Raw genomic sequence first — 24,011 nt, 5'->3', positions numbered from 1 at the left:
GCGTCTCCTTACGTTTAGGAGGAATGAATCATGCCGGCACTGGCATTAGCAGAAATCGGAAGTACACAGGTCCAAACGTATATCGCACTCATCATTTTTTTAGTGACCTATGGCTTCATCATCAGTGAAAAAGTAAGTCGGGCGATCGTCGCCTTGCTTGGAGCGCTCGCGATGGTCATCATCGGTATCGTGGATCTCGAGACCGCATTGTTTGAATATATTGAATGGGGAACGATCGTCTTATTGATCGGCATGATGATTCTTGTCACGATTGCCAATCAATCTGGCTTGTTCGAATACATTGCAATCCGCGCTGCGAAGACGACGAAAGGAGATCCGATCAAGGTATTGATTTTACTGTCCGCATTGACGGCACTTGGATCGGCATTCCTTGATAACGTCACGACGGTTCTATTGATCGTTCCGATCACATTTTCGATTACGAAGATACTTAAAATCGTGCCGTTTCCGTTCTTGCTCGCAGAAGTCCTATTTGCGAATATCGGTGGGACGGCGACCTTGATTGGGGATCCACCGAATATCATGATTGGTGCCGCAAATCCACATTTGACGTTCAATGCCTTTTTAGTGAATCTTGCACCAATTATCCTCGTCATCACGGTCGTAACGATCGGCATCCTGTATTTCATCTTCCGGAAGCAGTTGCATGTCGAAGCGGAAGATCGACAAAAACTGATGGAAATCGATGAGAAGAGTTATATCGTCAGTCGAAAATTGGTCACGCGAAGTAGTATCGTTCTCGTCAGTACGATTGCGCTGTTCGTGTTACATCCGGTGCTTGATCGAATCGGACTTCATCTCGAAGCACCAGCGATCGCGATTCTTGGAGCGACCGTTCTGATGCTGCTGACGATTGAAAACGATCATCAGTTAGAGGGAATCTTTGCCCGTATCGAGTGGACGACAATCTTTTTCTTCGCCGGACTGTTCGTGCTCGTCGGCGGGATCCAAGAAGCGGGCATCATCCGCTACCTCGCTGAAAAGACGATTGATTTGACAGGTGGCGATATTCAGACGACAGCGACTGCTGTTCTTTGGTTGTCTGGTATCGCCAGTGCGACGATTGATAACATCCCGTTCGTCGCGACGATGATTCCACTCATCAATGATGTAGCTGCTGGAATTGGATTATCATCAGCAGATGCGAAAGTGGACGTGTTATGGTGGTCCCTCGCACTCGGTGCCTGTCTCGGTGGTAACGGGACATTGATCGGTGCATCGGCGAACGTCATCGTCGCGGGTCTCGCGACACGACAAGGTGAAAAATTTACCTATATGCGCTTTTTGATTTATGGAGCACCGATCACGATCGTAACGTTGATTCTATCGCAACTCTATCTGTGGATTCGATATTATTAAGAAAACGGAAGGTGGACCTTCCGTTTTCTTTTGTGCGTCGCTCTTACTACCTGATTGTGCTATAATCGAACGATAAGAGCATAACTGTTTCTTAAACTTAACTATAGAGCTAGACCATTATCTGGAGGTTTTATTCTTGTTCAAACGACTTTATCCGAAACATTTCGTGGCTTCGATCTACGATATCGACCTTGAAATGCTCAAACGAAACGGTGTCAAAGCGATTTTGACCGATCTTGATAATACGCTCGTCGCATGGAATATCGCAGATGCTCCAGACGAATTGGTTGCTTGGCTGGATATGGTGAATAATCAATATGGTTTCGACGTCATCATCGTATCGAACAATAACGGAGACCGCGTCAAGAAGTTCGCGGATCCACTCGGATTGCATTATATTGCGCCTGCTCGAAAACCGCTTCCTATCGGGTTTAAACGAGCATTGACGGAATTCGGTTATCATGCGAAGGAAGTTGTCTTCTTAGGAGACCAACTCTTTACGGATGTACTCGGTGCAAACTCCGTTGGAATCGAAGTCATCCACGTTCAACCTGTCGTTAAGACGGACGGTGTCGTCACGAAATTCAATCGCCTGATGGAACGTGTCATTTTCCGCCGGATGAAACGCAAAGGAATCTATAAATTGACACAACGCGTCAAGGAAGATCCTTCTGCACTGGAGCATCCGATCGAAACACTTCGTCAGGATAAGCAACAATAACCCTGTCAGATCGGTAGATGAAAGGGAAGGCAGCAGTCGCAACATGTACGGCGAGAGGTCGGAAGTTACGCTCTTGGAGTAGCGAGCAGGGCGCTACGGTGAAAAGAGAAGGGATATCGTTCCCGCATGCGGCTCAACATAATATGATCGAAGAAATCCACTGCGCTGGCTGTGGTGTCGCCATTCAAACGGAAGACACAAAAGCACCAGGATACGCACCTAAATCTGCACTTGATCGTGAAATGGTCATTTGCCAACGTTGCTTTAAATTAAAGCACTACAATCAAATTCAAGATGTATCGTTATCGGACGATGATTTCGTTAAAATCTTAGACGGAATCGGTCAAAAAGATGCACTTGTCGTTAAAATCGTTGATATCTTCGATTTTAATGGAAGCTGGTTACCGGGATTACATCGGTTCGTCGGTAAAAACGACGTCTTACTCGTCGGGAACAAAGCCGATTTATTACCGAAGTCACTCAACCCGAACCGTCTCATGAACTGGATGCGTCAAGCATCGAAAGAACTTGGATTACGTCCAGTCGACGTTCATCTGATCAGTGCGAAAAAAGGGCACGGAGTCGATGAACTCGCTGAAAAAATCGATTATTATCGAAAAGGTCGCGACGTCTATGTCGTTGGTTGTACGAACGTCGGGAAATCGACGCTGATCAACCAAGTCATCAAACGCTTCGGTGAAGAAGATGAAGCCGTCATCACGGTCAGTCACTTCCCAGGAACGACACTAGACTTGATCGACATTCCACTCGACGATAACTGTAACCTGTATGATACACCGGGGATCATCAATCATCATCAGATGGCTCACTATGTTGATGCAAAGGACTTGAAGCTGATCACACCGAAAAAAGAGATCAAGCCACAAGTCTTCCAAATCCATCCGCAACAGACACTCTTCTTCGGAGGTCTTGCACGATTGGACTATATGGAAGGGAACAAGCGTTCATTCGTCATCTACATGTCGAATGAATTGAAAGTTCATCGGACGAAGCTTGAAAAGGCAGACGATTTATACGCGAACCATAACGGTGAGCTGTTGTCTCCGCCAAACGAAAAGACGCGTGAGATGTTACCGCCGCTTGTCCGTCATGAATTCAGCCTCCGCGACAACATGAAGACGGATATCGTCTTCAGTGGACTCGGGTGGGTTGCGGTTCACGGAAAAGGTGGACGTGTCGCTGCTTACGCCCCGAAAGGTGTCGCTGTATCCTTACGTGAGGCGCTCGTCTGATGCGCTTTGCCGTCATCGGTCATCCGATTGCCCATTCACTTTCACCTGAGCTGCATACAGCTTGGCTGGAAGCGGCTGGGCTTTTCGGCTGTTATGACCTCATCGATGTAACGGAGCAGCAATTGCCGCAAATCATTACGAAATTACGCACACATCAGCTAGACGGAATCAATGTGACGATTCCACATAAAACAGCAATCATTCCGTATCTGGATCGGCTAGAGCCGGCAGCTCAAAAAGCAGGCGCCGTGAATACGGTATATCGGCAGGATGGGCAGTTGATTGGTGCGAATACAGATGGAATCGGATTCGTCCGCGCGTTGACAGAACGTCGTCCGTCATTTCAAAAGACGCTCGTTCTTGGTGCGGGCGGTGCGGCGCGAGGCATCATTGCTGCGTTGCCCGGAGATGTGACGATCACGAATCGTACAGAAGAACGCTCTAAGGCAGTTGCCGATGAATTCGGAGCAACCGTTCTACCATGGAAAAAAACATTTGATTTAACGAGTTACGACGTCATCATCAATACGACTTCTGTCGGGATGGCGCCACATATCGAGGCACGTCCGATCGAATTGACGGAGACGCACGCCTTGATTTGTGATATTATTTATCGACCGACGCCGACCCGTCTATTGCGTGAAGCGACCGAAAAAGGTCTCGACACACTTGACGGCGTCCCGATGTTCGTCTTACAAGCGGCTGAAGCATTTGAACGCTTCACCGGACAAACACCTGACCTTGCACTTGGCGAGCAGGTGATACGAAAGCAATTGGAGGAATTTTAATCATGTTAACAGGTAAACAAAAACGTTTTTTACGCGCGACAGCTCACGACTTAAACCCGATTTTCCAAGTCGGTAAAAATGGAGTCGGAGAAGCGATGTGTGCTGATTTGATGGATGCGCTCGAAAAACGGGAACTCTTGAAAGTACAAGTATTGCAAAATTGTGCGGACGCACCGAAGGATGTCGCACAAGAACTCGTCGCAGGAACGAATGCTGAACTCGTTCAAGTCATCGGAAAAGTCATCGTTCTCTATAAAGAATCAAAAGAGAACAAGACGCTCGAATTGCCACGATGAAAATCGGACTGATGGGCGGAACGTTCGATCCTCCGCATATCGGTCATCTCCTGATTGCCGAACAAGCGCAGGAACAACTTGAACTCGATGCGGTCTGGTTCGTACCAGCGAATGTGCCACCGCATAAACAACGTACAGTCACAGACGCAACCAAGCGTTTACGCCTTGTAGAAGAAGCAATTGCATTGAATCCTGCTTTTTCCGTCTCAGCAATCGAGTTTGAGCGCGAAGAGCCTTCCTATACGTATGATACGATTCGTGCACTCAAGCACCGGTACCCGGAGCATGAGTTTCTATTTCTCATTGGAGCAGATTCACTCGTGAGTCTCGATACGTGGTATCAAGCCGAACAGTTATACGAGGAAGTCGTCTTTGGTGCCGTCGCTCGACCGGGCAGTCGGTATCTGATTCCGCGTGGTGCCCGTGTGAAAGCGGTCGATATGCCATTGCTAGAAATTTCTTCGACGGATATCCGGCAACGGGTCGCGCGTGGACGGAGCATTCGCTACCTTGTACCGGAAGCCGTTCGACAACGGATTGAGGAGTGGAATCTATATGCGCCTTGAAGAAGCACGTCAAATCATTGAGCGTACGTTGCCTGAGCGACGCTATGTGCACACATTAGGTGTCGTTGAGACAGCACGACACTTGGCTCTTAAATATGGTGTTGACGAAGAAGAAGCAACACTTGCTGCTATGCTTCATGATTATGCGAAATACCGCGATACGAATGAGATGCGTTCGATTGCCGTTGAATTGAATCAACGGGTTTTACTCGATTATGATGACGAACTGCTTCATGCGCCAGTAGGTGCGGAGCTTGTCCGTCGAGAACTTGGTCTTGATTCAGACGTGATTTATCAAGCGATCGCAAATCACACGACGGGGGCACCCGGTATGCCGTTGCTCGATCAAATCATCTTCGTCGCGGATGCGATTGAACCAAATCGCAGTTATCCAGGTGTCGAAGCGCTTCGTGAAGTAGCGGAGCAGGATTTGACGGACGCCGTCATCGCAACACTCAGTCAGACGATTCATTTTTTATGTAAAAAACAAGCCATCATCTTTCCGCGAACGATTGAGACCTATAATGCCTTCGTCGCGGCCAAACGAAAGGGGACCGTCCTATGACAGTCGAACAAGAATTACAATTAATCGTAAATGCCATCGACGATAAACGCGCTGAAGATATCGTCGTCCTGAATATGTCGAGCATCTCACCAGTTGCCGACTACTTCGTCATCTGTGAAGGGAATTCAGAAAAACAAGTACAGGCAATCGCACGTGAACTCAAAGAAGTCGCGCACGAACATAACCTGCCGATCAAACGTCTCGAAGGATTCGATGCGGCACGTTGGGTGTTAGCGGATCTTGAAAACGTCGTCGTTCACGTCTTCCACCGTGACGATCGTGATTACTATAATCTCGAAAAACTCTGGGCAGATGCTCCAAAGGTTGAAGTCGAGGTCAACTAATGGCATACGAACAGTTCGCCTACATCTATGATGAATTGATGCAAGACGTCCCGTACGATCAATGGGTCGACTGGGTCAAAGCATACGTTCCGACTGGCAGTACGATTGCTGATATCGGATGTGGAACGGGTACGGCGACGCTTGCATTAGCGGCACACTATGAGATGCTCGGAATCGATTTATCGGAAGAGATGCTCGAAGTCGCGCAGGAAAAAGCGATGGAAGAGGGATTACGCATTCAATTCTGGGCGCAAGACATGCGCGAAATCGAATTGCCGACACCTGTCGATGCCGTGACGATCCTATGCGACTCCTTGAACTATCTCCGGACGGAAGAGGATGTCAAACAGACGTTTACACATGTAGCAGCAATCCTCAAAGAGGGTGGACGTCTCTTATTTGATACACACTCTCCATACAAGATGGAAACGTTGTTCAATGGAAAGACATATGCGACACATGCGGAGCAAAGTTCGTATATCTGGTTCGCGGATCCTGGTGAAGCACCGCTTTCTGTCGTCCATGAACTGACTTTCTTCATCGAGGAAGAGGACGGTCGCTATGAGCGTGTCGATGAAACGCATCATCAGCGGACGTATCCTCCAGCACAGTACGTGACATGGTTACGCGACGCCGGATTCCGGGTCCTCGCGGTCACAGGCGATTTTGGACCGGATGCTCCTTCTGAGACAGCCGAGCGGATTTTCTTCGTTGCTGAAAAAATGTAAAAGTGATCTCATCCGTCTTCTTTAAGTGATACACATTCGTGTTGCTTAAAGGAGACGGATTTTTTGTTCGTCAAACAGATGCTAATTCAAAGTAACGGTATGGATGGTATGACCTTTATCCGACATAACACACCGTATCATGTTGTAAAAGAGTGGTTAGTGTGTATTCCTTCGTTTCCTGAAGTCCGTAGCGACCTGTTAGAGTCGTGGAAAAAGGAGGGATTCGTCTTGACCGTTCCACGTTTGCAACAAATCGCAGGTCTCGTCGTCGTCCTGCTACTCATCATTTTATTGTTCGTACCATTACCCTCTTGTTCGAATGAAGCGATGGTCGATCAACCGTCCTTAACAGATAAACAACAAGAGGCAAAAGCAGAGCCAGCAGAAAAGGAGACCTCGATTCGTGACAAACTCATCATGGTCGACATAAAAGGGGCGGTAGAAGCACCTGGACCCTATCAATTCCACCTCGGTGATCGAGTGAAGGATGCAATCGAAAAAGCAAAGACGACTGAGAAAGCTGACATTCGACAAATGAATCTCGCGGCACGTCTCATTGATGGACAGGAAGTCATCGTGCCGGTAAAAAAGACGAAAGATCAGCCGAAACCAACGAAACGCTCAAAAGCAGAGATACCAAAAGGACTGATTGACCTCAATGCGGCAACGGCGGAACAGTTGATGGAGGTTCCGGGAATCGGTCCTGCCAAAGCAGAAGCGATCTTGGCCTACCGTGAGGAGAAGGGGGGATTTGCGACGTATGAATCACTCGGAGATGTGAAGGGCTTTGGGGAAAAGACGTTAGAATCGCTTAAATCCTACCTGATCGTCTACTGATGCCACTTCATACGCTGTTCGTTCTCTTACTCATTGTCGCCATTAAAGAATCGATCTGGTGGTTAGTGTTCCTGATGCTCTTTGCAATCATGAAGTCATGGTCTTTTTCAATCAGTCGTCTTTTCTTTTTGTTTATTCTGAGTTGTCTATTCATCGGAATGGGTCATCTGTCACCTGAACCGCACGACGTCTCGTCTGTTGACATCTTATCAGGTAAGCGTAATGGGGATCGAATTCGCTATGATGCGGAGAGCAACGGTCAATCGATTCTATTGACGGCAACGATTGCAGAAGATGAGACAGGATACGAACGAATCGGTTACTCCTGTCACGTCGATACGGAACCGCTCGATGTCCGTCAACAATCGAATGCGGGAGGTTTTGACGAACTGCAATTCATGCATACGAATCGTTACGCTGGAAAGTGGGAAGTACGTTCGTTTGATTCCTGTCATCCGACACTTGGATATGCGGCAGAAGGAAGACGGGTACGTGAAGCATGGTTGAAACGGATAGAAGACTTGTTACCACAAAAGCAAGCATTCTACGTCGAAGCACTTGTATTTGGTGAGGATCGATTAATGGATCAAGTGACGCTCGAACGGTTTAAGAAATTCGGCTTATTACATGCGATCGTCATCTCAGGATCACATATCGCTTTTTTAGTGTTTAGTCTGCTGTACGTCTTACGAAAAATCAGGATGACAAAAGAAAAACGACTTGATATCGTTCTGATCTTACTGCCGATTTACGGATGGTTGACGGAGTGGAGTCCTCCAGTCACTCGGGCTGTGCTCGTCGCGATGATTCTGCTGCTCGGTCGTCGTTTCCACAAACCGTTAGATCCGGTGGAGGTCATTGCGGGGGTCGCGGCTTTTCAATTAGCGATTCAACCAACTGTCATTTACGATATCGGATTTCAATTGACGGTCGGACTGACGCTGTTTCTTGTGCTGTCGAGACGACTCATGGGTTCGGTTCGTCGTCCTTGGAACTGGCTGCTTATCAGTGCTTGGGCACAGTTTGGAACCCTCCTCTTTTTACAGGGGATTGAACAGACGACGGTTTCAATTTGGTCGCCATTGTTGAATCTATTGATTGGTAGCTGGATTGAGTGGGTGATTCTGCCGGGATCGTTCATTCTGGCGACACTCCCGTTCTTACCGATTCGTTCAACGTTTCAGATCGCGCATCAGTACGCGATTCAATGGATGGACCAAGCGTTACGACTGGCGGAGAATCTGCCGTTGGCGATGGTTGCCGTTCCAGCATTTTCTCCGATCGTCTTGACAATCGTCGTTGTCGGAACAGGAATCGCTTGGTATATTGCTGAGCGGAGATGGTGGGGGCATGCACTCCCGCTGATTCTTTTACTTACGGCATGGGGGTATACGGAGTGGCGCGTACCTGAACAAATCACGTTTTTAGATGTCGGGCAAGGGGATAGTATCGTACTTGAGAAAGCAGGAGAGACGTTCGTCGTAGACACAGGTGGTGTTTATCAGCAAACGACGCATCCACTGCTCCGTCCGTTCGATCCAGGTAGTCATATCGTCGCGCCCTTTTTATTCACACGAGGAGAAGCAGAAATCGACGGTCTCATCGTGACGCACGCTGATCATGATCACGTCGGTGGACTGCTAGGATTACTGCGTCAAGTTCGCGTGAAAACCATTTATTTAGGGGCGTATGACAACACGGATGAGAAGCGAAACGATTTGATTCGTTCGATCGAAGCAACTGGGACGCGTGTCGAGTTCGTTCAAAAGGGGCAAACGATTCGTCCTTGGTTGCAGGTACTTGCACCGACTGGACGAGAAGAAGAAGAGAACGATCGGTCTATTATATTACTTGCACAGATTGCCAAACAACGTGTTTTACTGACGGGTGACGCTGGCCTAGCAATCGAGGACGAATTAAGCGTTGGACCAATCGATATTCTAAAAGCAGGTCATCATGGTTCGAACACGTCGACCGGTGAAGAACTCTTGCAGAAGACAAATCCGAAGATTGTCATCTTATCAGTCGGACGAAAAAATCGATACGGGCATCCGCATCCGGACGTGCTTGAGCGGATCGGGACAGATCGGATCGTCTTTCGAACGGATGAGGACGGGAGTGTAACTTGTTCTTCAGCGGGCTGTGAACCTATGATAAAATAAAAAAACAGCAACCCCCCAAGGTTGCTGTTTTACTGATTATAGACTTAAGAACTTAATTGCGACACCGATGATGAACAAGACTGCGAAGAAGCCGAATGATGCACCAAAACCAACGGCAGAGTCGAGCGCATCGTTGCGTTTTGATTGAATATCGTTCTCGAACGCGTTTTCACTTGGTGGGCGTACTGAATGTGCCATGCTGCATTCCCCCTTAATAGATTCCGCTTCTAGTATAGCGGAATAAAAGAGGATTATCTATGATGAAGTTAAGAACAAACTGTGAAATGTGGTGGGAATGATGAAAACTCCTTGGCTCGTCAATGGAAAATTAGCGAATTTATACTTATTATATGGAACAGAACGACACTTGTTAGAAGAATGGGAACGTGAAATCGTAAAAGCGGCTCTGCCAGACGGAGAACGCTTTGATTATATGAAAATCGATTTGAACGACCAACCGCTTGATGCGGTACTCGATGAAGCGGAGACGGTACCCTTTTTAAGCGACTACCGTGTCGTCGTTGCAAAACCTGCAACGTTTCTGACAGGAGCGAAAGATAAAAAACAACATAATCTCGAACGGTTAGCAGATTATATCCTACAACCGGCAGACTACGCGGTCGTTGTCTTGATCGTCGAAGCAGAAAAGCTCGATGAACGAAAAACCGTCGTCAAACGATTGAAGGAGCGCGCGACGGTACTAGAGGCAAAAAAACCGACGACCGAAGAGTTGTTCCGCTTCGTTCTGGATGCTGTCAACGACAAAGGATACCGAATGGAACGTCCGGCAATCGAGCGACTCATTTTCTTGACTGCTGAGATGTGGGGGACATTAGCCCATGAACTTGAGAAGTTGATGTTGTTTGCAGGGGACCGACCAACAATCGAAATCGAGGATGTCGATTTGCTTGTTCCGCGGACATTAGAGGACAACGTCTTTCAATTAACGGACTACTTGATGAAGCGTCAACTCGAACCAGCGATCCGCTTGATTCGCGACCTTGAAAAACAAGGACAGGAAGTGTTGGCTCTCCTTGGACTGATGGCACGCCAATACCGGATGATGTTGCTGTCGAAACGATTAGCAGAACAAGGATACGGAGAACGACAAATCGCATCAAAAGTCGGAGCTCATCCGTATGCGATCAAATTGGCACTCCAGTCTGCCAAACGGTTTACGTTTGCGCAGCTCGAGCAAGCACTAATCGCCATCACGACGACAGATGAAGGTATGAAAACAGGACGCGGTGATAAGAAGATTCTATTCGATGCGTTGATCGTTCGCTTAGCGACGCTATAAGAGGAGGCAAACGATGATGGAAGTCCAGATCATTACAGCAGAAGAGGTCATCCCATTACGGCATGATGTGTTACGTCCACATCAACCACGTGAAGCATGTATCTACCCAGACGATGCGCTTGCATCGACGTTTCATCTCGGCGGGATAAAAGCACAACAAATCGTCGCAATCGGTAGTTTCTCGGAACAATCGCATGCACAAGCGCCAGGAGCGACGTATCAGCTTCGTGGTATGGCGTCGAGTGAAGACGTGCGTGGTGAAGGGTATGGTCGGGCGCTGATCGAAGAAGCCCGTCGTCTATTGAAAGAACGACAAGTGACAGCTTGGTGGTGTAACGCCCGCGTCACGGCACTTCCTTTTTATGAACGCCTCGGACTGGAACGTGTTGGAGAACCGTTCCTCATTGAAGGGATCGGTCTTCACTATGTCATGATCGATCGTCTAGACGACAAGTAAGACAAGAAATGGCGGACGAAGGAATCGTTTTACACGAGTCCTTCGTCCGCCATTTCAGATCATATAAAAAATCGCCACTGGAGAACCCTCCTAGTGGCGACCCATCACCGTATTCTTCGGAAAGAATTAAAGTGCGTTTACGAGTTTAGCGAGACGTGATTTGTCACGACCAGCTTTGTTGCTGTGGATGAGACCTTTAGCAGCAGCTTTGTCGATTTTTTTAGAAGCTGTAGCGAAAGCAAGGACCGCTTGGTCTTTGTTACCTTCAGCTGCGAAAGTTTCGACTGCTTTAATCGCTGAACGCATTGCCGATTTACGTTGTACGTTAGCGACGCGGCGTTTTTCAGCTGTTTTAACGCGTTTGATTGCTGATTTAATGTTAGCCATGGATGATTCACCTCCAATAAAACTCATTCGAGATTTATATTCGCATATCTGCAGTTATCGTTCAACAGAACAAACACAATTGTAGCAAACGTTTTTCTTAAAAGCAATACGACGTCTAGGGAATCTTCACATTTTGTTTTTCGGGTAAAACAAAACGAGATAGTACAGTGAAGCGCTTTTTGGTATAATGAACCGTATGTACGTTTGAAAATAAGGTAAGGTGACTCTAAACATGACGAATGAAGACCGTTTAAAGCGGCAGAAGAGTATTCGTAACTTCTCGATCATTGCCCATATCGATCACGGGAAGTCGACACTCGCTGACCGAATTTTAGAAAAAACTGGCGCGTTGACATCGCGCGAAATGAAAGATCAGACACTTGATGCCATGGATCTCGAACGTGAGCGTGGCATCACGATTAAACTCAACGCTGTTCAATTGAAGTATACAGCAAAAGATGGGGAAGATTACATTCTTCACCTCATTGATACACCTGGACACGTCGACTTCACATATGAAGTCTCGCGTTCACTTGCAGCTTGTGAAGGGGCTGTCCTCGTCGTCGATGCGGCGCAAGGAATCGAAGCGCAGACGCTTGCGAACGTTTACTTAGCACTCGACAACGATCTCGAAATCCTTCCGATCATTAACAAAATCGATTTACCTTCTGCGGATGTCGAACGCGTCCGTCAAGAAATCGAAGATGTCATCGGACTCGATGCGTCTGAAGCCGTTCCGACATCCGCGAAAGCCGGAATCGGGATCGAAGAAATTTTGGAGCAAATCGTCGAGAAAGTACCAGCGCCGACGGGGGATCCGTCTGCACCACTCGAAGCATTGATCTTTGACTCCTATTATGACGCTTACCGTGGTGTCGTAGCATCGATTCGAATCGTCAACGGAACAGTTAAAGTCGGCGATAAGATTCGGATGATGTCGACAGGCAAGGACTTTGAGGTTCTGGAACTTGCCGTTGCGACACCAAAACCATTACGTCAGCAAGAATTGACGGTCGGTGATGTTGGGACGTTGTCTGCTTCGATCAAAACGGTCGGCGACGTACGTGTCGGGGATACGATTACGCTTGCGAAACAGCCAGCTACTGAAGCACTGCCGGGATACCGTAAGATGAATCCGATGGTATACTGTGGACTCTATCCAATCGATGCTGCGAAATACAACGATTTACGAGAAGCGCTTGAAAAACTACAACTTAGTGACGCGGCGCTTGAGTTCGAACCAGAGACATCACAAGCACTCGGATTCGGATTCCGTTGTGGATTCCTCGGGATGCTCCACATGGAAATCATCCAGGAGCGGATCGAACGTGAATTCAACATCGATATGATCACGACGGCACCATCGGTTATCTATCACGTGACTACGACAGCGGGTGAAGTCTTACACGTCGATAACCCATCGAAGATGCCGGATCAGCAAAAAGTCGAATTCATCGAAGAGCCGTTCGTTAAGGCTGCTGTCATGACACCAAATGACTACGTCGGTGCGATCATGGAGTTGTGCCAGAAGAAGCGTGGGACATTCGTTGACATGCAATATATCGATACGACACGTGTCAAAATCACGTATGAGTTACCGTTATCTGAGATCGTCTACGACTTCTTCGATCAGTTGAAATCGAGTACGAAAGGGTATGCGTCACTTGATTATGAATTGATCGGCTACCAACAGTCGCGTCTCGTCAAGATGGACATCCTGCTCAACAACGAGAACGTCGATGCGCTCAGCTTCATCGTTCACCGTGACTTTGCGTACGAACGCGGGAAAGTCATCGTTGATAAGTTGAAAGAATTGATTCCGCGGATGCAGTTCGAAGTGCCGATCCAGGCCGCTGTCGGAACGAAGATCGTTGCTCGTTCGACGATCAAGGCATTACGGAAGAACGTTCTCGCGAAATGTTACGGGGGAGATATCTCTCGGAAACGGAAGTTGCTCGAGAAGCAAAAAGAAGGTAAGAAACGCATGAAGATGGTAGGCTCAGTAGAGGTACCGCAAGAAGCCTTCATGTCCGTTCTATCCATGGACGAAGATTAAACAGGTGGGGGGCGCTTGCGTCCCCTTTTTGGTTTTTATAGAGAAAGGATGAGGCGAAATGGGAATACGCGCCGCATATGTCCACATCCCTTTTTGTGAACATATTTGTTATTACTGTGATTTCAATAAAGTCTTTTTAAAGAATCAGCCCGTCGATGAATACCTCGATGCGCTCGAACGCGAAATCGAACTGACGTTGAAACAATACCCGACGGATCATCTCGAGACGATCTTCATCGGTGGCGGAACACCAACCGCTTTAAATGAACCACAGATGCAACGGTTGATGGAAATCATCCAGAAACACTTGTTGCCCCTGACAGGCGATGATTTAGAGTATACAGTCGAGTCGAACCCGGACGGTGTATCAGAAGAGAAGCTCGATATCATGAAGGCGGGCGGTGTCAATCGCGTCAGTTTCGGTGTCCAATCGTTTGATGACGGTTTGCTCGAACGCATCGGTCGGACGCACCGGGAAGCGAAAGTCGCGCAGACGCTCGACGCAGCAGCAAAACGGTTTGATAACATCTCCGTCGACTTGATGTTCGGCTTACCGAATCAGACGCTCGATCAGGTCCGCTACGACGTCTCGCGGGCACTTCAATTACCGATCACGCATATCTCCTCCTATTCGTTGATCTTAGAACCGCACACGGTCTTTGCGATTCAAGAGCGAAAAGGAAAGTTACCGCTACCGACGCAAGATCTCGAGGCAGAGATGTATCAAGTGATGATCGATACGATCGAAGCAGGTGGATATGCGCAGTATGAGATCTCGAACTTCGCGCAAACAGGAAAAGAGAGTCGTCATAATCGCGTCTACTGGGAAAACGATGAGTACTACGGATTCGGTGCAGGATCACACAGCTACATCAATCAGACGCGTCGTGCGAACATCGCACCAATTCCGCACTATATCAAGGCGGAAGGGTTACCGGTTCGAAAAGAGACGCCGTTGACGAACGTAGAGCGGATGGAAGAAGAAATGTTCCTTGGACTTCGAATGAAGGATGGCGTATCACTCGAACGTTTCCAGACGAAATATGGAGTAGCGTTTAAAGATGTGTTTGGTGAAGTCATGAAACGTTTATTGCCAAACGGTCTCGTCGAACAGACGGAGACACATATCCGTTTAACGCCTGCTGGGATTCCGTTAGCGAACGAAGTCTTTGCGGAGTTCATCGGTGAAGCGCAGGTTCAATGAATCTTGAATAAATGAAAAGAAGCGGTGTTCCCTTAAAAAAAAGGAATACCGCTTCTTTTCATTTTTTGGATTTCCTTAAAAAATAGGCAGTCGTTCCGATGACCGCGATGAACAGCCAGACAAAGACTCCTGCCATTGCCAATAATTCAATCATCCGATTCATCCTTTCCGTTCTTTGTTTCACTGTATCGCAGAATGGGAAACTGTTCAAAGGGTCACGCAATTCGGTTGACATCGGACGGACAATTCCTTATAGTAAAAGATGTAATTAGCACTCGTTAAAAGTGAGTGCTAACAAAATAAGGTGGTGAAGAAGGTGCTGACGGATCGTCAATTGTTGATTTTACGTGCAATCGTCGATGATTACATCAAGACTGCTCAACCCGTCGGCTCACGGACGCTCTCCAAGCGAGACGACGTGACGTTCAGTTCCGCGACCATTCGTAACGAGATGGCGGACCTCGAAGAGATGGGTCTGATTGAAAAGCCACACACTTCCGCAGGACGGATTCCTTCCGAACTCGGATATCGTTTTTATGTCGACCATCTGATTCGTCCGGAAAGCATCACACCAAAAGAAGCGCAGGCATTGAAATCACTCTTTGCCCATTCCGTGAATGAGAATGATCGGTTGATTCGGCACACAGCAGACCTGTTGAGCGATTTAACCCATTACACGACGCTTGTACTTGGACCAAAAGAAGAAGGACAACGCTTGCATCATCTGGAATTGATTCCTCTTGCCGAAGGTCGTGTCGTCATCGTTCTCGTCACGGAGACGGGACATGTCGAACACAAGACCTTGCAATTGAGTCAAGCGTTGTCCCAGGAAGCAGCGAGCCGACTGATGGAACGTCTGAATCAGACGTTACGCGGTACGCCGCTCTCAGCCTTGCGCAGTCGTCTGCTCGAGGAAATCCGTCGCTTCCGTTCAGAGCATTCTGAACAGACGGTGTTGCTTTCGAAGGCACTTGATCTCGTCTTGACGGATCAAGAGGAGCGACCGTTCATCTATCTGGGCGGGAAAGCCAACATGTTCGATCAGCCTGAATTTCAGGACGTCGCAAAACTACGACCTGTTCTCGAGTTGATCGAACAGCAAGAAGCCGTTCTCGACTTCCTACGACCGAATCTCGATAATCAAATCCTGATCACGATCGGGAGTGAGAACAATGTGGATGCATTAAAAGATTGTAGCGTCATCCGGGCCCATTATTCGGTCGACGGTGTCTCGATCGGGACACTCGCCTTGATCGGACCGAAACGGATGGATTACAACCGGGGAATCAACTCGATCATCCATCTACTTCAAGCATTCCAAACCGAATTGCATAAGAACAATTTGGATTGAATATAGAAAGGGGCTCGATTCAGAGTGGAAGAAAAAGAACAGAATCAAAACCTCCAACAAGAAGAAAACGTGACAGAGCCGACTGAAACCGTCGAAGTCACAGAAGAAGAAGTCATTCAAGCGGATCTCGTCGAAGACGAGAAACCAGACTTCGAAGCACAACTCGCAGAAGCAAAAGCTTCAGAATTACGCCTCCGTGCGGATTTTGAGAACTTCAAACGCCGCAACCGTGTCGAAGCAGAGAATCGCGCGAAGTATTCTTCACAAGCGATCGTCGAAAAGCTATTGCCACTCGTCGATAACTTGGATCGTGCGCTCCAAATCGAGACGGAAAACGAAGAGACGAAATCCGTCTTGACGGGTGTTGAGATGGTGAAACGTCAACTCGTCGAAACGCTTCAAAATGAAGGCGTCGTCGAGATTCCAGCTGTCGGTGAAGCATTCGATCCGAACTTACACCAAGCAGTCGTTCAAGAAGCGAGCGAAGAACACGAATCAGGTGTCGTCATCGCTGAATTCCAAAAAGGGTACAAATTGCACGATCGTGTGATTCGTCCGAGTATGGTTAAAGTAGCTGAGTAATCAGCTTGCACTTTATTATTCCAATCATTGAAAGCGAGGAAATAGATCATGGCAAAAATCATCGGTATTGACTTAGGTACAACGAACTCATGTGTTGCAGTAATGGAAGGTGGCGAACCAGTCGTCATCGCTAACGCAGAAGGAAACCGTACGACACCATCTGTCGTCGCATTCAAAAACGGCGAGCGTCAAGTAGGGGAAGTCGCAAAACGTCAAGCGATCACGAACCCGAACACGATCATGTCAATCAAGCGTCATATGGGTACGGACTATAAAGTAGAAGTTGAAGGCAAAGACTACACACCACAAGAAGTCTCTGCGATCATCCTTCAAAAACTAAAAGCGCAAGCAGAAGACTACCTCGGTGAAAAAGTCACAGAAGCTGTCATCACAGTACCTGCTTACTTCAACGATGCAGAACGCCAAGCGACAAAAGACGCTGGTACGATTGCTGGTCTTGATGTAAAACGGATCATCAACGAGCCTACAGCGGCAGCACTCGCATACGGTCTCGAAAAAGGCGAAGATCACACGATCCTCATCTATGACCTTGGTGGCGGTACGTTCGACGTGTCGATCCTTGAACTCGGTGATGGCGTCTTTGAAGTTGTTTCAACTGCTGGTGACAGCCGTCTTGGTGGAGATGATTTCGACCAAAAAATCATCGACCATCTTGTAGCAGAATTCAAAAAAGAAAACGGCATCGATCTTGCTCAAGATAAGATGGCGCTTCAACGTTTGAAAGATGCAGCTGAAAAAGCGAAAAAAGACCTTTCAGGTGTTTCTTCAACACAAATCAGCCTTCCGTTCATCACAGCTGGCGCATCAGGTCCACTTCACTTGGAAATGACACTTTCACGCGCGAAATTCGACGATCTCACAGCAGATCTCGTTGAACGTACGATGGAACCAACACGCCGTGCTATGAACGATGCAGGTCTGACACCAGACAAAATCGACAAAATCATCCTCGTTGGTGGTTCGACTCGTATTCCTGCAGTTCAAAAAGCAATCCAAGACTTCACTGGTAAAGAATCGTTCAAAGGGGTTAACCCGGATGAAGTTGTTGCACTCGGTGCAGCGGTTCAAGGTGGCGTATTGACAGGAGACGTCAAAGACGTCGTTCTTCTCGACGTAACTCCACTCTCACTCGGTATCGAGACAATGGGTGGCGTGATGACGAAATTGATCGATCGCAACACAACGATCCCGACTTCGAAATCACAAGTCTTCTCGACTGCGGCAGACAGCCAACCAGCTGTTGACATCCACGTCCTCCAAGGGGAACGTCCAATGGCAGCAGATAACAAAACACTTGGTCGCTTCCAATTGACGGACATTCCACCAGCACCACGTGGTGTGCCACAAATCGAAGTTAAATTCGACATCGACGCGAACGGTATCGTTAACGTTTCTGCGAAAGATCTCGGAACGAACAAAGAACAGTCGATCACGATCCAATCATCAAGCGGTTTGACTGAAGCGGACATCGAGCAAATGGTCAAAGATGCAGAAGCAAACGCGGACGCAGACAACAAGCGTAAAGAAGAAGTCGAATTACGCAACGAAGCAGACCAACTCGTCTTCGCAACAGATAAAGCAATCAAAGACCTCGGTGAGCAAGTCGCTGAAGCTGATAAAGAAAAAGCAGAAGCTGCAAAAGAAAAAGTAACAAAAGCTCTCGAAGGAACAGACATCGAAGCAATCCGTTCTGCAAAAGACGAATTGTCGACAGTCGTCCAAGAGTTGACACAAAAAGTCTACGAGAACATGGCACAGCAACAAGCTGGCGCTGAAGGCGCACAAGCTGGTAGCCAAGACGACAACGTCATGGACGCTGAGTTCGAAGAAGTCGACGAGAAAGACAACAAGTAATTCATCCGACCGATTTTTCGGGCGCTAGAGAGAGCCAAAGCGTATCCGCGCTTTGGCTCTTTCCATGTCGCACGAAGTTCGGTAAAATCAAACAGTATGAAATGAATCGGAATAGAGAGAGGAAGACTGCACGTGGAAAAACGCGATTATTATGAAGTACTAGGCGTCGCGCGCGATGCCTCATCAGCGGAAATCAAACGCGCGTACCGTAAGCTTGCCCGGACGTATCACCCGGACGTCAACAAGGAAGCAGATGCGGATGCGAAATTCAAGGAATTATCGGAAGCGTATGAAGTGTTATCCGATGACAATAAACGAGCACGTTACGACCAATTCGGTCACCAAGATCCATCACAAGGTGGCGGTGGATTCAGTGGAGCTGAAGGATTTGGCGACATCTTCGACATGTTCTTCGGTGGCGGACGTCGTCAAGATCCAAACGCACCACGTAAAGGACAGGATTTACAATACGTCGAGGAAATCGACTTCATGGAATCGGTCACAGGCGTTGAGAAGACGATCACGATCCCAGTCGAAGAAGATTGCGGGACATGTCATGGTTCGGGTGCTAAACCAGGAACACATCCGGAAACATGTAAACGATGCGGTGGTTCGGGTCACATCAACGTCGAACAAAACACGATGTTCGGTCGTGTTGTTAACCAAACGACATGTTCGACATGTCATGGCCGTGGACAAATCGTCAAGGAGCCATGTGAAACATGTCGTGGAGCCGGTCGCGTTCGTAAAAACAAAGATGTCCGTGTCAAAATTCCAGCAGGGATTGACAATGGGCAACAAATCCGCTTAGCAGGAAAAGGGGAAGCTGGTGTCAACGGTGGACCAGCGGGTGACTTGTATGTCGTCGTTCGTGTCGCAGCACATGAACTGTTCGAACGTGTCGACGATCATATCGTCATGGATATGCCACTGACATTCGCGCAAGCAACACTTGGCGATGAGATCGAAGTGCCAACTGTTCACGGTAAGGTCAGTCTGAAGATTCCAGCCGGAACACAGACAGGATCACGATTCCGTCTCCGCGGAAAAGGGATGCCGAACGTTCGGTCCGGTCACCATGGCGACCAGTACGTCAATGTCGTCGTCATTACACCGAAGAATCTGACGGAACGTCAAAAAGAACTCTTACGGGAATTCAATGAAATCAGCGATGAAAAAGGTGTCGAAGAGCAACACGAAGGTGTCTTCAGCCGGATCAAGACATTCTTTACAGGGTGATCACTACAGAGGAGCGTGACAAGAAATGAAATGGTCAGAGATCTGTGTCCATACGACACAAGAAGCCATCGAAGCAGTTTCAAACATCTTACATGAAGCGGGAGCAAGCGGAGTCGTCATCGAGGACGTCGAAGATTTCGAGATGATGTCCCACCGCGAAGATAACTTCGGTGAAATTTGGGATGAGACGAAACGAGACGAGTACCCGACTCAAGGTGTACTCGTGAAGGCGTATCTTGCAGAAAGCAGCGATTTGACGGACACGATCAAAGGCATCGAACATGATATCCAGCAGTTGACGAACTTCGGTCTGTCGATTGGCACGGGTGCTGTCACGCTGACTCAAGTAGATGAAGAAGATTGGGCACATTCATGGAAACAATTCTATAAGCCGGTCAAAATTAGTCGCCATCTGACGGTCGTCCCAATGTGGGAAGATTATACACCACAACCGGATGAAAAGATCATCGAGCTCGATCCAGGCATGGCGTTCGGAACGGGAACACACCCGACGACGGTCCTCTGTATTCAAGCGATTGAGAACTACTTGCAAGAGCAAGACCGTGTCGTCGATGTCGGAACGGGATCCGGTGTCCTAGCGATTGCAGCTGCGAAGCTTGGGGCAAAAGATGTCTTTGCACTGGATTTAGACGAAGTCGCTGTCAAATCGGCGACGGAAAACGTCGCTTTGAACGAAGTCAGTGAGCAGATCACGGTCCGTCAAGGCGACTTGATGAAGGAATTGAGTGAGCCGGTCGAGTTGATCGTCGCAAACATCTTAGCGGAAGTCATCCTCCTCTTCGTCAAGGATGCTTATACATTGACGTTACCAGGCGGTCATTTCATCGCTTCCGGTATCATCAGTCAGAAGAAGGATATGGTCGTACAAGCGATGCAAGAAGCAGGTTTTACGATCGTCGAGACGACGAAGCTTGAGGACTGGGTCGCGATCATCGCGAAACGGGAGGAGTAAACGCATGCAACGGTATTTCGTCGAGCCCTCGATGCGTCAGGGAGATGTCTTTCATCTCCCGAAAGACGACGCACACCATATGAAAAACGTCATGCGGATGGAAGTCGGCGGAGAGATTCTCGTACTCGACGGGACAGGTCTTTACCGGTGCCGTCTGGAAGCACTCGATAAACAAGCGGCTTCTGCCCGGATCGAAGAGACTCTACCAATCGAGACGGAATTACCGATTCGTGTGACAATCGCCCATGGATTGCCAAAAGGCGATAAGATCGAACTCGTTGCCCAAAAAGCAACGGAACTCGGGATCTATCATCTACGAATTTTCGAAGCCGACCGTTCCGTCTCGAAATGGGATCAGAAGAAGGTTCCGAAAAAGATTGAACGCCTCGAAAAAATCGTCAAGGAAGCAGCGGAACAATCGTACCGTGCTCACTTGCCGACAGTCGACTTCGTGGCGTATGATGAAGTCTTACAGGATGCATCGAACTACACGGCTTGTCTGGTTGCCTATGAAGAATCAGCAAAACAAGGGGAGGCCTCCGTCCTCGCTACGACGCTTGCTGGATTGCAAGAGGGTGATTCCCTTCTTGTCGTCATCGGACCTGAAGGTGGGTTCGCTGAAGCAGAAATCGCACGTTTGACGGATGCCGGTTTTAAAAAAGCCGCTCTAGGGCGTCGCATCTTACGGACGGAAACGGCACCATTTTATGTCCTTTCCGCCGTCTCGTATCATTTTGAATTGAAAGGGTGAACGAAATGGCAACTGTTGCCTTTCAAACGCTTGGCTGTAAAGTCAACCATTACGAAACAGAAGCTGTCTGGCAACTGTTCAAGGACGCTGGTTACGCACGCGTTGATTTTGCTGATCATGCGGACGTGTATGTCGTCAATACATGTACGGTCACGAATACCGGAGATAAGAAAAGTCGCCAAGTCATCCGACGGGCGATTCGCCAAAATCCGGATAGTGTCATCTGCGTAACGGGCTGTTATGCCCAAACGTCTCCTGCTGAAATCATGGCGATTCCTGGCGTCGATGTCGTCGTCGGAACGCAAGATCGGCATAAAATGATTGGATACATTGAACAATTCCGTGAAGAACGCATGCCAATCAATGCGGTCGGAAACATCATGAAAGCAAAAGTCTATGAAGAACTAGATGTACCGGCCTTTACGGACCGGACGCGGGCTTCGCTGAAAATTCAGGAAGGCTGTAACAACTTCTGTACGTTCTGTATCATCCCATGGGCGCGTGGTCTCATGCGGTCTCGTCAACCAGAAGATGTCTTGAAGCAAGCACAACAGCTCGTTGATGCGGGTTACAAAGAAATCGTCTTGACGGGAATCCATACAGGTGGATACGGAGAAGACTTGAAAGACTACAACTTAGCGAAATTACTTAAAGCACTCGAATCCGTCAATGGACTTGAACGCTTACGCATTTCGTCGATCGAAGCGAGTCAAATCACGGACGAGGTACTCGATGTCCTGAAGGAATCACCAATCGTCGTTCGTCACTTGCACGTTCCGATCCAGTCTGCATCCGATACGGTCCTTCGCCGGATGCGCCGCAAGTATACGATGGCGGAATTCGGAGAACGGATCACGCGTCTGAAGGAAGTCCTGCCTGACTGTGCAATCACGTCGGATGTCATCGTTGGTTTCCCAGGTGAGACGGAAGAAGAGTTCATGGAAACGTTCAACTTCATCAACGATCATAAGTTCAGTGAGTTGCATGTCTTCCCGTACTCGAAACGGACCGGTACACCAGCTGCGATGATGGACGATCAAGTCGAGGAATCAATCAAAGAAGAACGCGTCGCGCGTTTGATTGCTTTATCAGATCAACTCGCGAAGGAATATGCTTCGAAATACGAAGGAGAACTGCTTGAGATCATTCCGGAAGAATTTTCGGAAGAAGCAGGCGGTCGTCTCGTCGGTTACACGGATAACTATCTGCGTGTTGCAATCGAAGGCGATGAGTCAATGATCGGACAACTCGTTCGTGTCAAAATCACGAAAGCCGGCTATCCGATGAATGATGGTCAATTCGTTCGAATCATGCAGACACTTAAAGACGCTGCAGTCTAATCGAAAGGGCAAAGGAAACCTCTGGTTTTCTTTGCCACTTTTTTTTGTTTTCATTTCAGGAATGCGCTACACTGAATACAGTTCAATTAAGGAAAGAGGATATCATTCATGCGAATCAACAAATTCATTAGCGAAACGGGCTTTTGCTCAAGACGTGCTGCCGATAAACTAATCGATGCAGGTCGTGTGACGATCAACGGTCTGACAGCAGAACTCGGCTCGCAAGCTGAAGAAACGGACGTCGTCGAAATCGACGGTCAGCCGCTCCAGACAAAACCAAAACCTGTCTACATCGTCTTAAATAAACCAGTCGGCATCACGTGTACGACAGAGCTTGATATCGAAGGAAACATCATCGATTTCGTCAATCATCCGAAGCGGATTTTCCCAATCGGTCGCCTCGATAAAGATTCAGACGGCTTGATTCTTTTGACAAATGACGGTGATGTCGTCAACCGGATCTTACGAGCAGAAAACAATCACGATAAAGAATATATCGTAACCGTCGATGCACCAATTACGGATACGTTCATTCAAGGGATGGCGAGTGGTGTTGACATTCTCGGTACGACAACGAAGGAATGCATCGTTGAACCACTTGAGACACGGACATTCCGGATCATTTTGACGCAAGGGTTAAATCGTCAGATTCGCCGTATGTGTAAAGAGTTCGGCTACCGAGTTAAGCGTCTCCAACGCGTCCGGATCATGAACATCGAGCTTGGCGATTTACCGATCGGTTCTTGGCGTGATTTGACAGAAGAGGAATTACGCGAGTTGTTTACGACGCTTGACGGGCAATAAGGTTCAATGAAAGTCGCCACTGGCGGCTTTCTTCATACATAAGGGGGATGAC

Annotated in this window: 25 protein-coding genes; 23 read left to right on the top strand and 2 right to left on the bottom strand. The window is 48.1% G+C overall.

Annotated elements, in window-relative coordinates; all coding sequences use genetic code 11:
* The first annotated feature begins 30 nt into the window (after nucleotides 1-30).
* From AYO36_RS10435 to AYO36_RS10385, 11 genes are all read left to right on the top strand, one after another.
* Entirely contained in the window at nucleotides 31-1,380 is a 1,350-nt protein-coding gene (locus AYO36_RS10435; protein ID WP_064300346.1) for an ArsB/NhaD family transporter, read from the top strand.
* Nucleotides 1,381-1,516: 136 nt separating this feature from the next.
* Nucleotides 1,517-2,101: a YqeG family HAD IIIA-type phosphatase gene (locus tag AYO36_RS10430; RefSeq protein WP_023467420.1), complete on the top strand. Its 585-nt coding sequence runs from the start codon at nucleotides 1,517-1,519 to the stop codon at nucleotides 2,099-2,101.
* A 143-nt stretch (nucleotides 2,102-2,244) separates the two neighbouring features.
* Nucleotides 2,245-3,354, top strand: a complete 1,110-nt coding sequence (gene yqeH, locus AYO36_RS10425; RefSeq protein WP_023467421.1) for a ribosome biogenesis GTPase YqeH — start codon at nucleotides 2,245-2,247, stop codon at nucleotides 3,352-3,354.
* On the top strand, nucleotides 3,354-4,142 hold the full coding sequence (aroE, locus tag AYO36_RS10420) for a shikimate dehydrogenase (protein WP_064300345.1): 789 nt from the start codon (nucleotides 3,354-3,356) through the stop codon (nucleotides 4,140-4,142). Before yqeH ends, aroE begins: the two co-directional genes overlap by 1 nt.
* Nucleotides 4,143-4,144: 2 nt before the next feature.
* The gene (gene yhbY / locus AYO36_RS10415; RefSeq protein ID WP_023467424.1) at nucleotides 4,145-4,438 is read left to right on the top strand and encodes a ribosome assembly RNA-binding protein YhbY; all 294 of its coding nucleotides are present in this window, start codon (nucleotides 4,145-4,147) and stop codon (nucleotides 4,436-4,438) included.
* On the top strand, nucleotides 4,435-5,004 hold the full coding sequence (nadD, locus tag AYO36_RS10410; protein ID WP_064300344.1) for a nicotinate-nucleotide adenylyltransferase: 570 nt from the start codon (nucleotides 4,435-4,437) through the stop codon (nucleotides 5,002-5,004). The genes yhbY and nadD overlap by 4 nt, the downstream gene beginning before the upstream one ends.
* Nucleotides 4,994-5,569: a bis(5'-nucleosyl)-tetraphosphatase (symmetrical) YqeK gene (gene yqeK, locus AYO36_RS10405; RefSeq protein ID WP_023467426.1), complete on the top strand. Its 576-nt coding sequence runs from the start codon at nucleotides 4,994-4,996 to the stop codon at nucleotides 5,567-5,569. The genes nadD and yqeK overlap by 11 nt, the downstream gene beginning before the upstream one ends.
* Nucleotides 5,566-5,913: a ribosome silencing factor gene (rsfS, locus tag AYO36_RS10400; RefSeq protein WP_023467427.1), complete on the top strand. Its 348-nt coding sequence runs from the start codon at nucleotides 5,566-5,568 to the stop codon at nucleotides 5,911-5,913. The genes yqeK and rsfS overlap by 4 nt, the downstream gene beginning before the upstream one ends.
* Nucleotides 5,913-6,641, top strand: coding sequence for a class I SAM-dependent DNA methyltransferase (locus AYO36_RS10395; RefSeq protein WP_058704798.1), 729 nt, complete (start codon nucleotides 5,913-5,915; stop codon nucleotides 6,639-6,641). The genes rsfS and AYO36_RS10395 overlap by 1 nt, the downstream gene beginning before the upstream one ends.
* Before the next feature lie 228 nt (nucleotides 6,642-6,869).
* Nucleotides 6,870-7,478 (top strand): helix-hairpin-helix domain-containing protein, encoded by a 609-nt coding sequence (locus AYO36_RS10390; protein WP_064300428.1) that lies wholly within the window; start codon nucleotides 6,870-6,872, stop codon nucleotides 7,476-7,478.
* Nucleotides 7,478-9,640 carry a DNA internalization-related competence protein ComEC/Rec2 gene (locus AYO36_RS10385; RefSeq protein WP_064300343.1) on the top strand — a complete coding sequence of 721 codons (2,163 nt, stop codon included), beginning with the start codon at nucleotides 7,478-7,480 and terminating at the stop codon, nucleotides 9,638-9,640. The genes AYO36_RS10390 and AYO36_RS10385 overlap by 1 nt, the downstream gene beginning before the upstream one ends.
* A 36-nt stretch (nucleotides 9,641-9,676) precedes the next feature.
* Here AYO36_RS10385 and AYO36_RS16585 read toward each other — a convergent pair whose 3' ends face one another.
* The gene (locus AYO36_RS16585) at nucleotides 9,677-9,838 is read right to left on the bottom strand and encodes a YqzM family protein (RefSeq protein ID WP_023467431.1); all 162 of its coding nucleotides are present in this window, start codon (nucleotides 9,836-9,838) and stop codon (nucleotides 9,677-9,679) included.
* Between the two features lie 100 nt (nucleotides 9,839-9,938).
* On the opposite strand from AYO36_RS16585, the gene holA reads away from it, so the two are divergent.
* Both holA and AYO36_RS10375 read left to right on the top strand, forming a co-directional pair.
* Nucleotides 9,939-10,940 carry a DNA polymerase III subunit delta gene (gene holA, locus AYO36_RS10380; RefSeq protein WP_023467432.1) on the top strand — a complete coding sequence of 334 codons (1,002 nt, stop codon included), beginning with the start codon at nucleotides 9,939-9,941 and terminating at the stop codon, nucleotides 10,938-10,940.
* Nucleotides 10,941-10,953: 13 nt separating this feature from the next.
* Nucleotides 10,954-11,397, top strand: coding sequence for a GNAT family N-acetyltransferase (locus AYO36_RS10375; protein ID WP_041255011.1), 444 nt, complete (start codon nucleotides 10,954-10,956; stop codon nucleotides 11,395-11,397).
* 126 nt (nucleotides 11,398-11,523) lie between these two features.
* On the opposite strand, the gene rpsT is transcribed toward AYO36_RS10375, so the two are convergent.
* A complete protein-coding gene (gene rpsT / locus AYO36_RS10370) occupies nucleotides 11,524-11,784 on the bottom strand; it encodes a 30S ribosomal protein S20 (RefSeq protein WP_023467434.1) in 261 nt (86 codons plus the stop codon).
* Nucleotides 11,785-12,016: 232 nt separating this feature from the next.
* Here rpsT and lepA point away from each other — a divergent pair, with 232 nt between their 5' ends.
* The 10 genes from lepA (at nucleotide 12,017) to rluF (ending at nucleotide 23,959) form a co-directional block, all read left to right on the top strand.
* On the top strand, nucleotides 12,017-13,840 hold the full coding sequence (lepA, locus tag AYO36_RS10365) for a translation elongation factor 4 (RefSeq protein ID WP_023467435.1): 1,824 nt from the start codon (nucleotides 12,017-12,019) through the stop codon (nucleotides 13,838-13,840).
* A gap of 58 nt (nucleotides 13,841-13,898) precedes the next feature.
* Entirely contained in the window at nucleotides 13,899-15,044 is a 1,146-nt protein-coding gene (gene hemW / locus AYO36_RS10360; RefSeq protein WP_064300342.1) for a radical SAM family heme chaperone HemW, read from the top strand.
* 316 nt (nucleotides 15,045-15,360) lie between these two features.
* Nucleotides 15,361-16,395, top strand: a complete 1,035-nt coding sequence (gene hrcA / locus AYO36_RS10355) for a heat-inducible transcriptional repressor HrcA (protein WP_064300341.1) — start codon at nucleotides 15,361-15,363, stop codon at nucleotides 16,393-16,395.
* 24 nt (nucleotides 16,396-16,419) lie between these two features.
* On the top strand, nucleotides 16,420-16,977 hold the full coding sequence (gene grpE / locus AYO36_RS10350) for a nucleotide exchange factor GrpE (protein ID WP_023467440.1): 558 nt from the start codon (nucleotides 16,420-16,422) through the stop codon (nucleotides 16,975-16,977).
* A gap of 48 nt (nucleotides 16,978-17,025) precedes the next feature.
* Complete coding sequence (dnaK, locus tag AYO36_RS10345; protein WP_064300340.1) at nucleotides 17,026-18,852, top strand: molecular chaperone DnaK; 1,827 nt, start codon at nucleotides 17,026-17,028, stop codon at nucleotides 18,850-18,852.
* 132 nt (nucleotides 18,853-18,984) lie between these two features.
* Nucleotides 18,985-20,091 carry a molecular chaperone DnaJ gene (dnaJ, locus tag AYO36_RS10340; protein ID WP_023467442.1) on the top strand — a complete coding sequence of 369 codons (1,107 nt, stop codon included), beginning with the start codon at nucleotides 18,985-18,987 and terminating at the stop codon, nucleotides 20,089-20,091.
* A 25-nt stretch (nucleotides 20,092-20,116) separates the two neighbouring features.
* A complete protein-coding gene (gene prmA, locus AYO36_RS10335) occupies nucleotides 20,117-21,064 on the top strand; it encodes a 50S ribosomal protein L11 methyltransferase (protein WP_058704803.1) in 948 nt (315 codons plus the stop codon).
* Nucleotides 21,065-21,068: 4 nt separating this feature from the next.
* Complete coding sequence (locus AYO36_RS10330; protein ID WP_064300339.1) at nucleotides 21,069-21,815, top strand: 16S rRNA (uracil(1498)-N(3))-methyltransferase; 747 nt, start codon at nucleotides 21,069-21,071, stop codon at nucleotides 21,813-21,815.
* A 5-nt stretch (nucleotides 21,816-21,820) separates the two neighbouring features.
* The gene (gene mtaB / locus AYO36_RS10325; protein WP_064300338.1) at nucleotides 21,821-23,155 is read left to right on the top strand and encodes a tRNA (N(6)-L-threonylcarbamoyladenosine(37)-C(2))-methylthiotransferase MtaB; all 1,335 of its coding nucleotides are present in this window, start codon (nucleotides 21,821-21,823) and stop codon (nucleotides 23,153-23,155) included.
* Between the two features lie 108 nt (nucleotides 23,156-23,263).
* Nucleotides 23,264-23,959, top strand: coding sequence for a 23S rRNA pseudouridine(2604) synthase RluF (rluF, locus tag AYO36_RS10320; RefSeq protein WP_023467446.1), 696 nt, complete (start codon nucleotides 23,264-23,266; stop codon nucleotides 23,957-23,959).
* The last annotated feature ends 52 nt before the right edge of the window (nucleotides 23,960-24,011 follow it).

It is taken from the genome of Exiguobacterium sp. KKBO11 (assembly GCF_001644945.1).
Taxonomy (GTDB): Bacteria; Bacillota; Bacilli; order Exiguobacteriales; family Exiguobacteriaceae; genus Exiguobacterium_A; species Exiguobacterium_A abrahamii.
This window is presented reverse-complemented; position numbering and strand designations above follow the sequence as displayed.

What these genes read in the sequence shown, in the direction of transcription:
- AYO36_RS10435 (WP_064300346.1), top strand. Translation starts at nt 31, where the DNA reads ATGCCGGCACTGGCATTAGCAGAAATCGGAAGTACACAGGTCCAAACG.
- yqeH (WP_023467421.1), top strand. Translation starts at nt 2,245, where the DNA reads ATGATCGAAGAAATCCACTGCGCTGGCTGTGGTGTCGCCATTCAAACG.
- aroE (WP_064300345.1), top strand. Translation starts at nt 3,354, where the DNA reads ATGCGCTTTGCCGTCATCGGTCATCCGATTGCCCATTCACTTTCACCT.
- yhbY (WP_023467424.1), top strand. Translation starts at nt 4,145, where the DNA reads ATGTTAACAGGTAAACAAAAACGTTTTTTACGCGCGACAGCTCACGAC.
- nadD (WP_064300344.1), top strand. Translation starts at nt 4,435, where the DNA reads ATGAAAATCGGACTGATGGGCGGAACGTTCGATCCTCCGCATATCGGT.
- yqeK (WP_023467426.1), top strand. Translation starts at nt 4,994, where the DNA reads ATGCGCCTTGAAGAAGCACGTCAAATCATTGAGCGTACGTTGCCTGAG.
- rsfS (WP_023467427.1), top strand. Translation starts at nt 5,566, where the DNA reads ATGACAGTCGAACAAGAATTACAATTAATCGTAAATGCCATCGACGAT.
- AYO36_RS10395 (WP_058704798.1), top strand. Translation starts at nt 5,913, where the DNA reads ATGGCATACGAACAGTTCGCCTACATCTATGATGAATTGATGCAAGAC.
- AYO36_RS10385 (WP_064300343.1), top strand. Translation starts at nt 7,478, where the DNA reads ATGCCACTTCATACGCTGTTCGTTCTCTTACTCATTGTCGCCATTAAA.
- AYO36_RS16585 (WP_023467431.1), bottom strand. Translation starts at nt 9,838, where the DNA reads ATGGCACATTCAGTACGCCCACCAAGTGAAAACGCGTTCGAGAACGAT.
- holA (WP_023467432.1), top strand. Translation starts at nt 9,939, where the DNA reads ATGAAAACTCCTTGGCTCGTCAATGGAAAATTAGCGAATTTATACTTA.
- AYO36_RS10375 (WP_041255011.1), top strand. Translation starts at nt 10,954, where the DNA reads ATGATGGAAGTCCAGATCATTACAGCAGAAGAGGTCATCCCATTACGG.
- rpsT (WP_023467434.1), bottom strand. Translation starts at nt 11,784, where the DNA reads ATGGCTAACATTAAATCAGCAATCAAACGCGTTAAAACAGCTGAAAAA.
- lepA (WP_023467435.1), top strand. Translation starts at nt 12,017, where the DNA reads ATGACGAATGAAGACCGTTTAAAGCGGCAGAAGAGTATTCGTAACTTC.
- hemW (WP_064300342.1), top strand. Translation starts at nt 13,899, where the DNA reads ATGGGAATACGCGCCGCATATGTCCACATCCCTTTTTGTGAACATATT.
- dnaK (WP_064300340.1), top strand. Translation starts at nt 17,026, where the DNA reads ATGGCAAAAATCATCGGTATTGACTTAGGTACAACGAACTCATGTGTT.
- prmA (WP_058704803.1), top strand. Translation starts at nt 20,117, where the DNA reads ATGAAATGGTCAGAGATCTGTGTCCATACGACACAAGAAGCCATCGAA.
- AYO36_RS10330 (WP_064300339.1), top strand. Translation starts at nt 21,069, where the DNA reads ATGCAACGGTATTTCGTCGAGCCCTCGATGCGTCAGGGAGATGTCTTT.
- mtaB (WP_064300338.1), top strand. Translation starts at nt 21,821, where the DNA reads ATGGCAACTGTTGCCTTTCAAACGCTTGGCTGTAAAGTCAACCATTAC.
- rluF (WP_023467446.1), top strand. Translation starts at nt 23,264, where the DNA reads ATGCGAATCAACAAATTCATTAGCGAAACGGGCTTTTGCTCAAGACGT.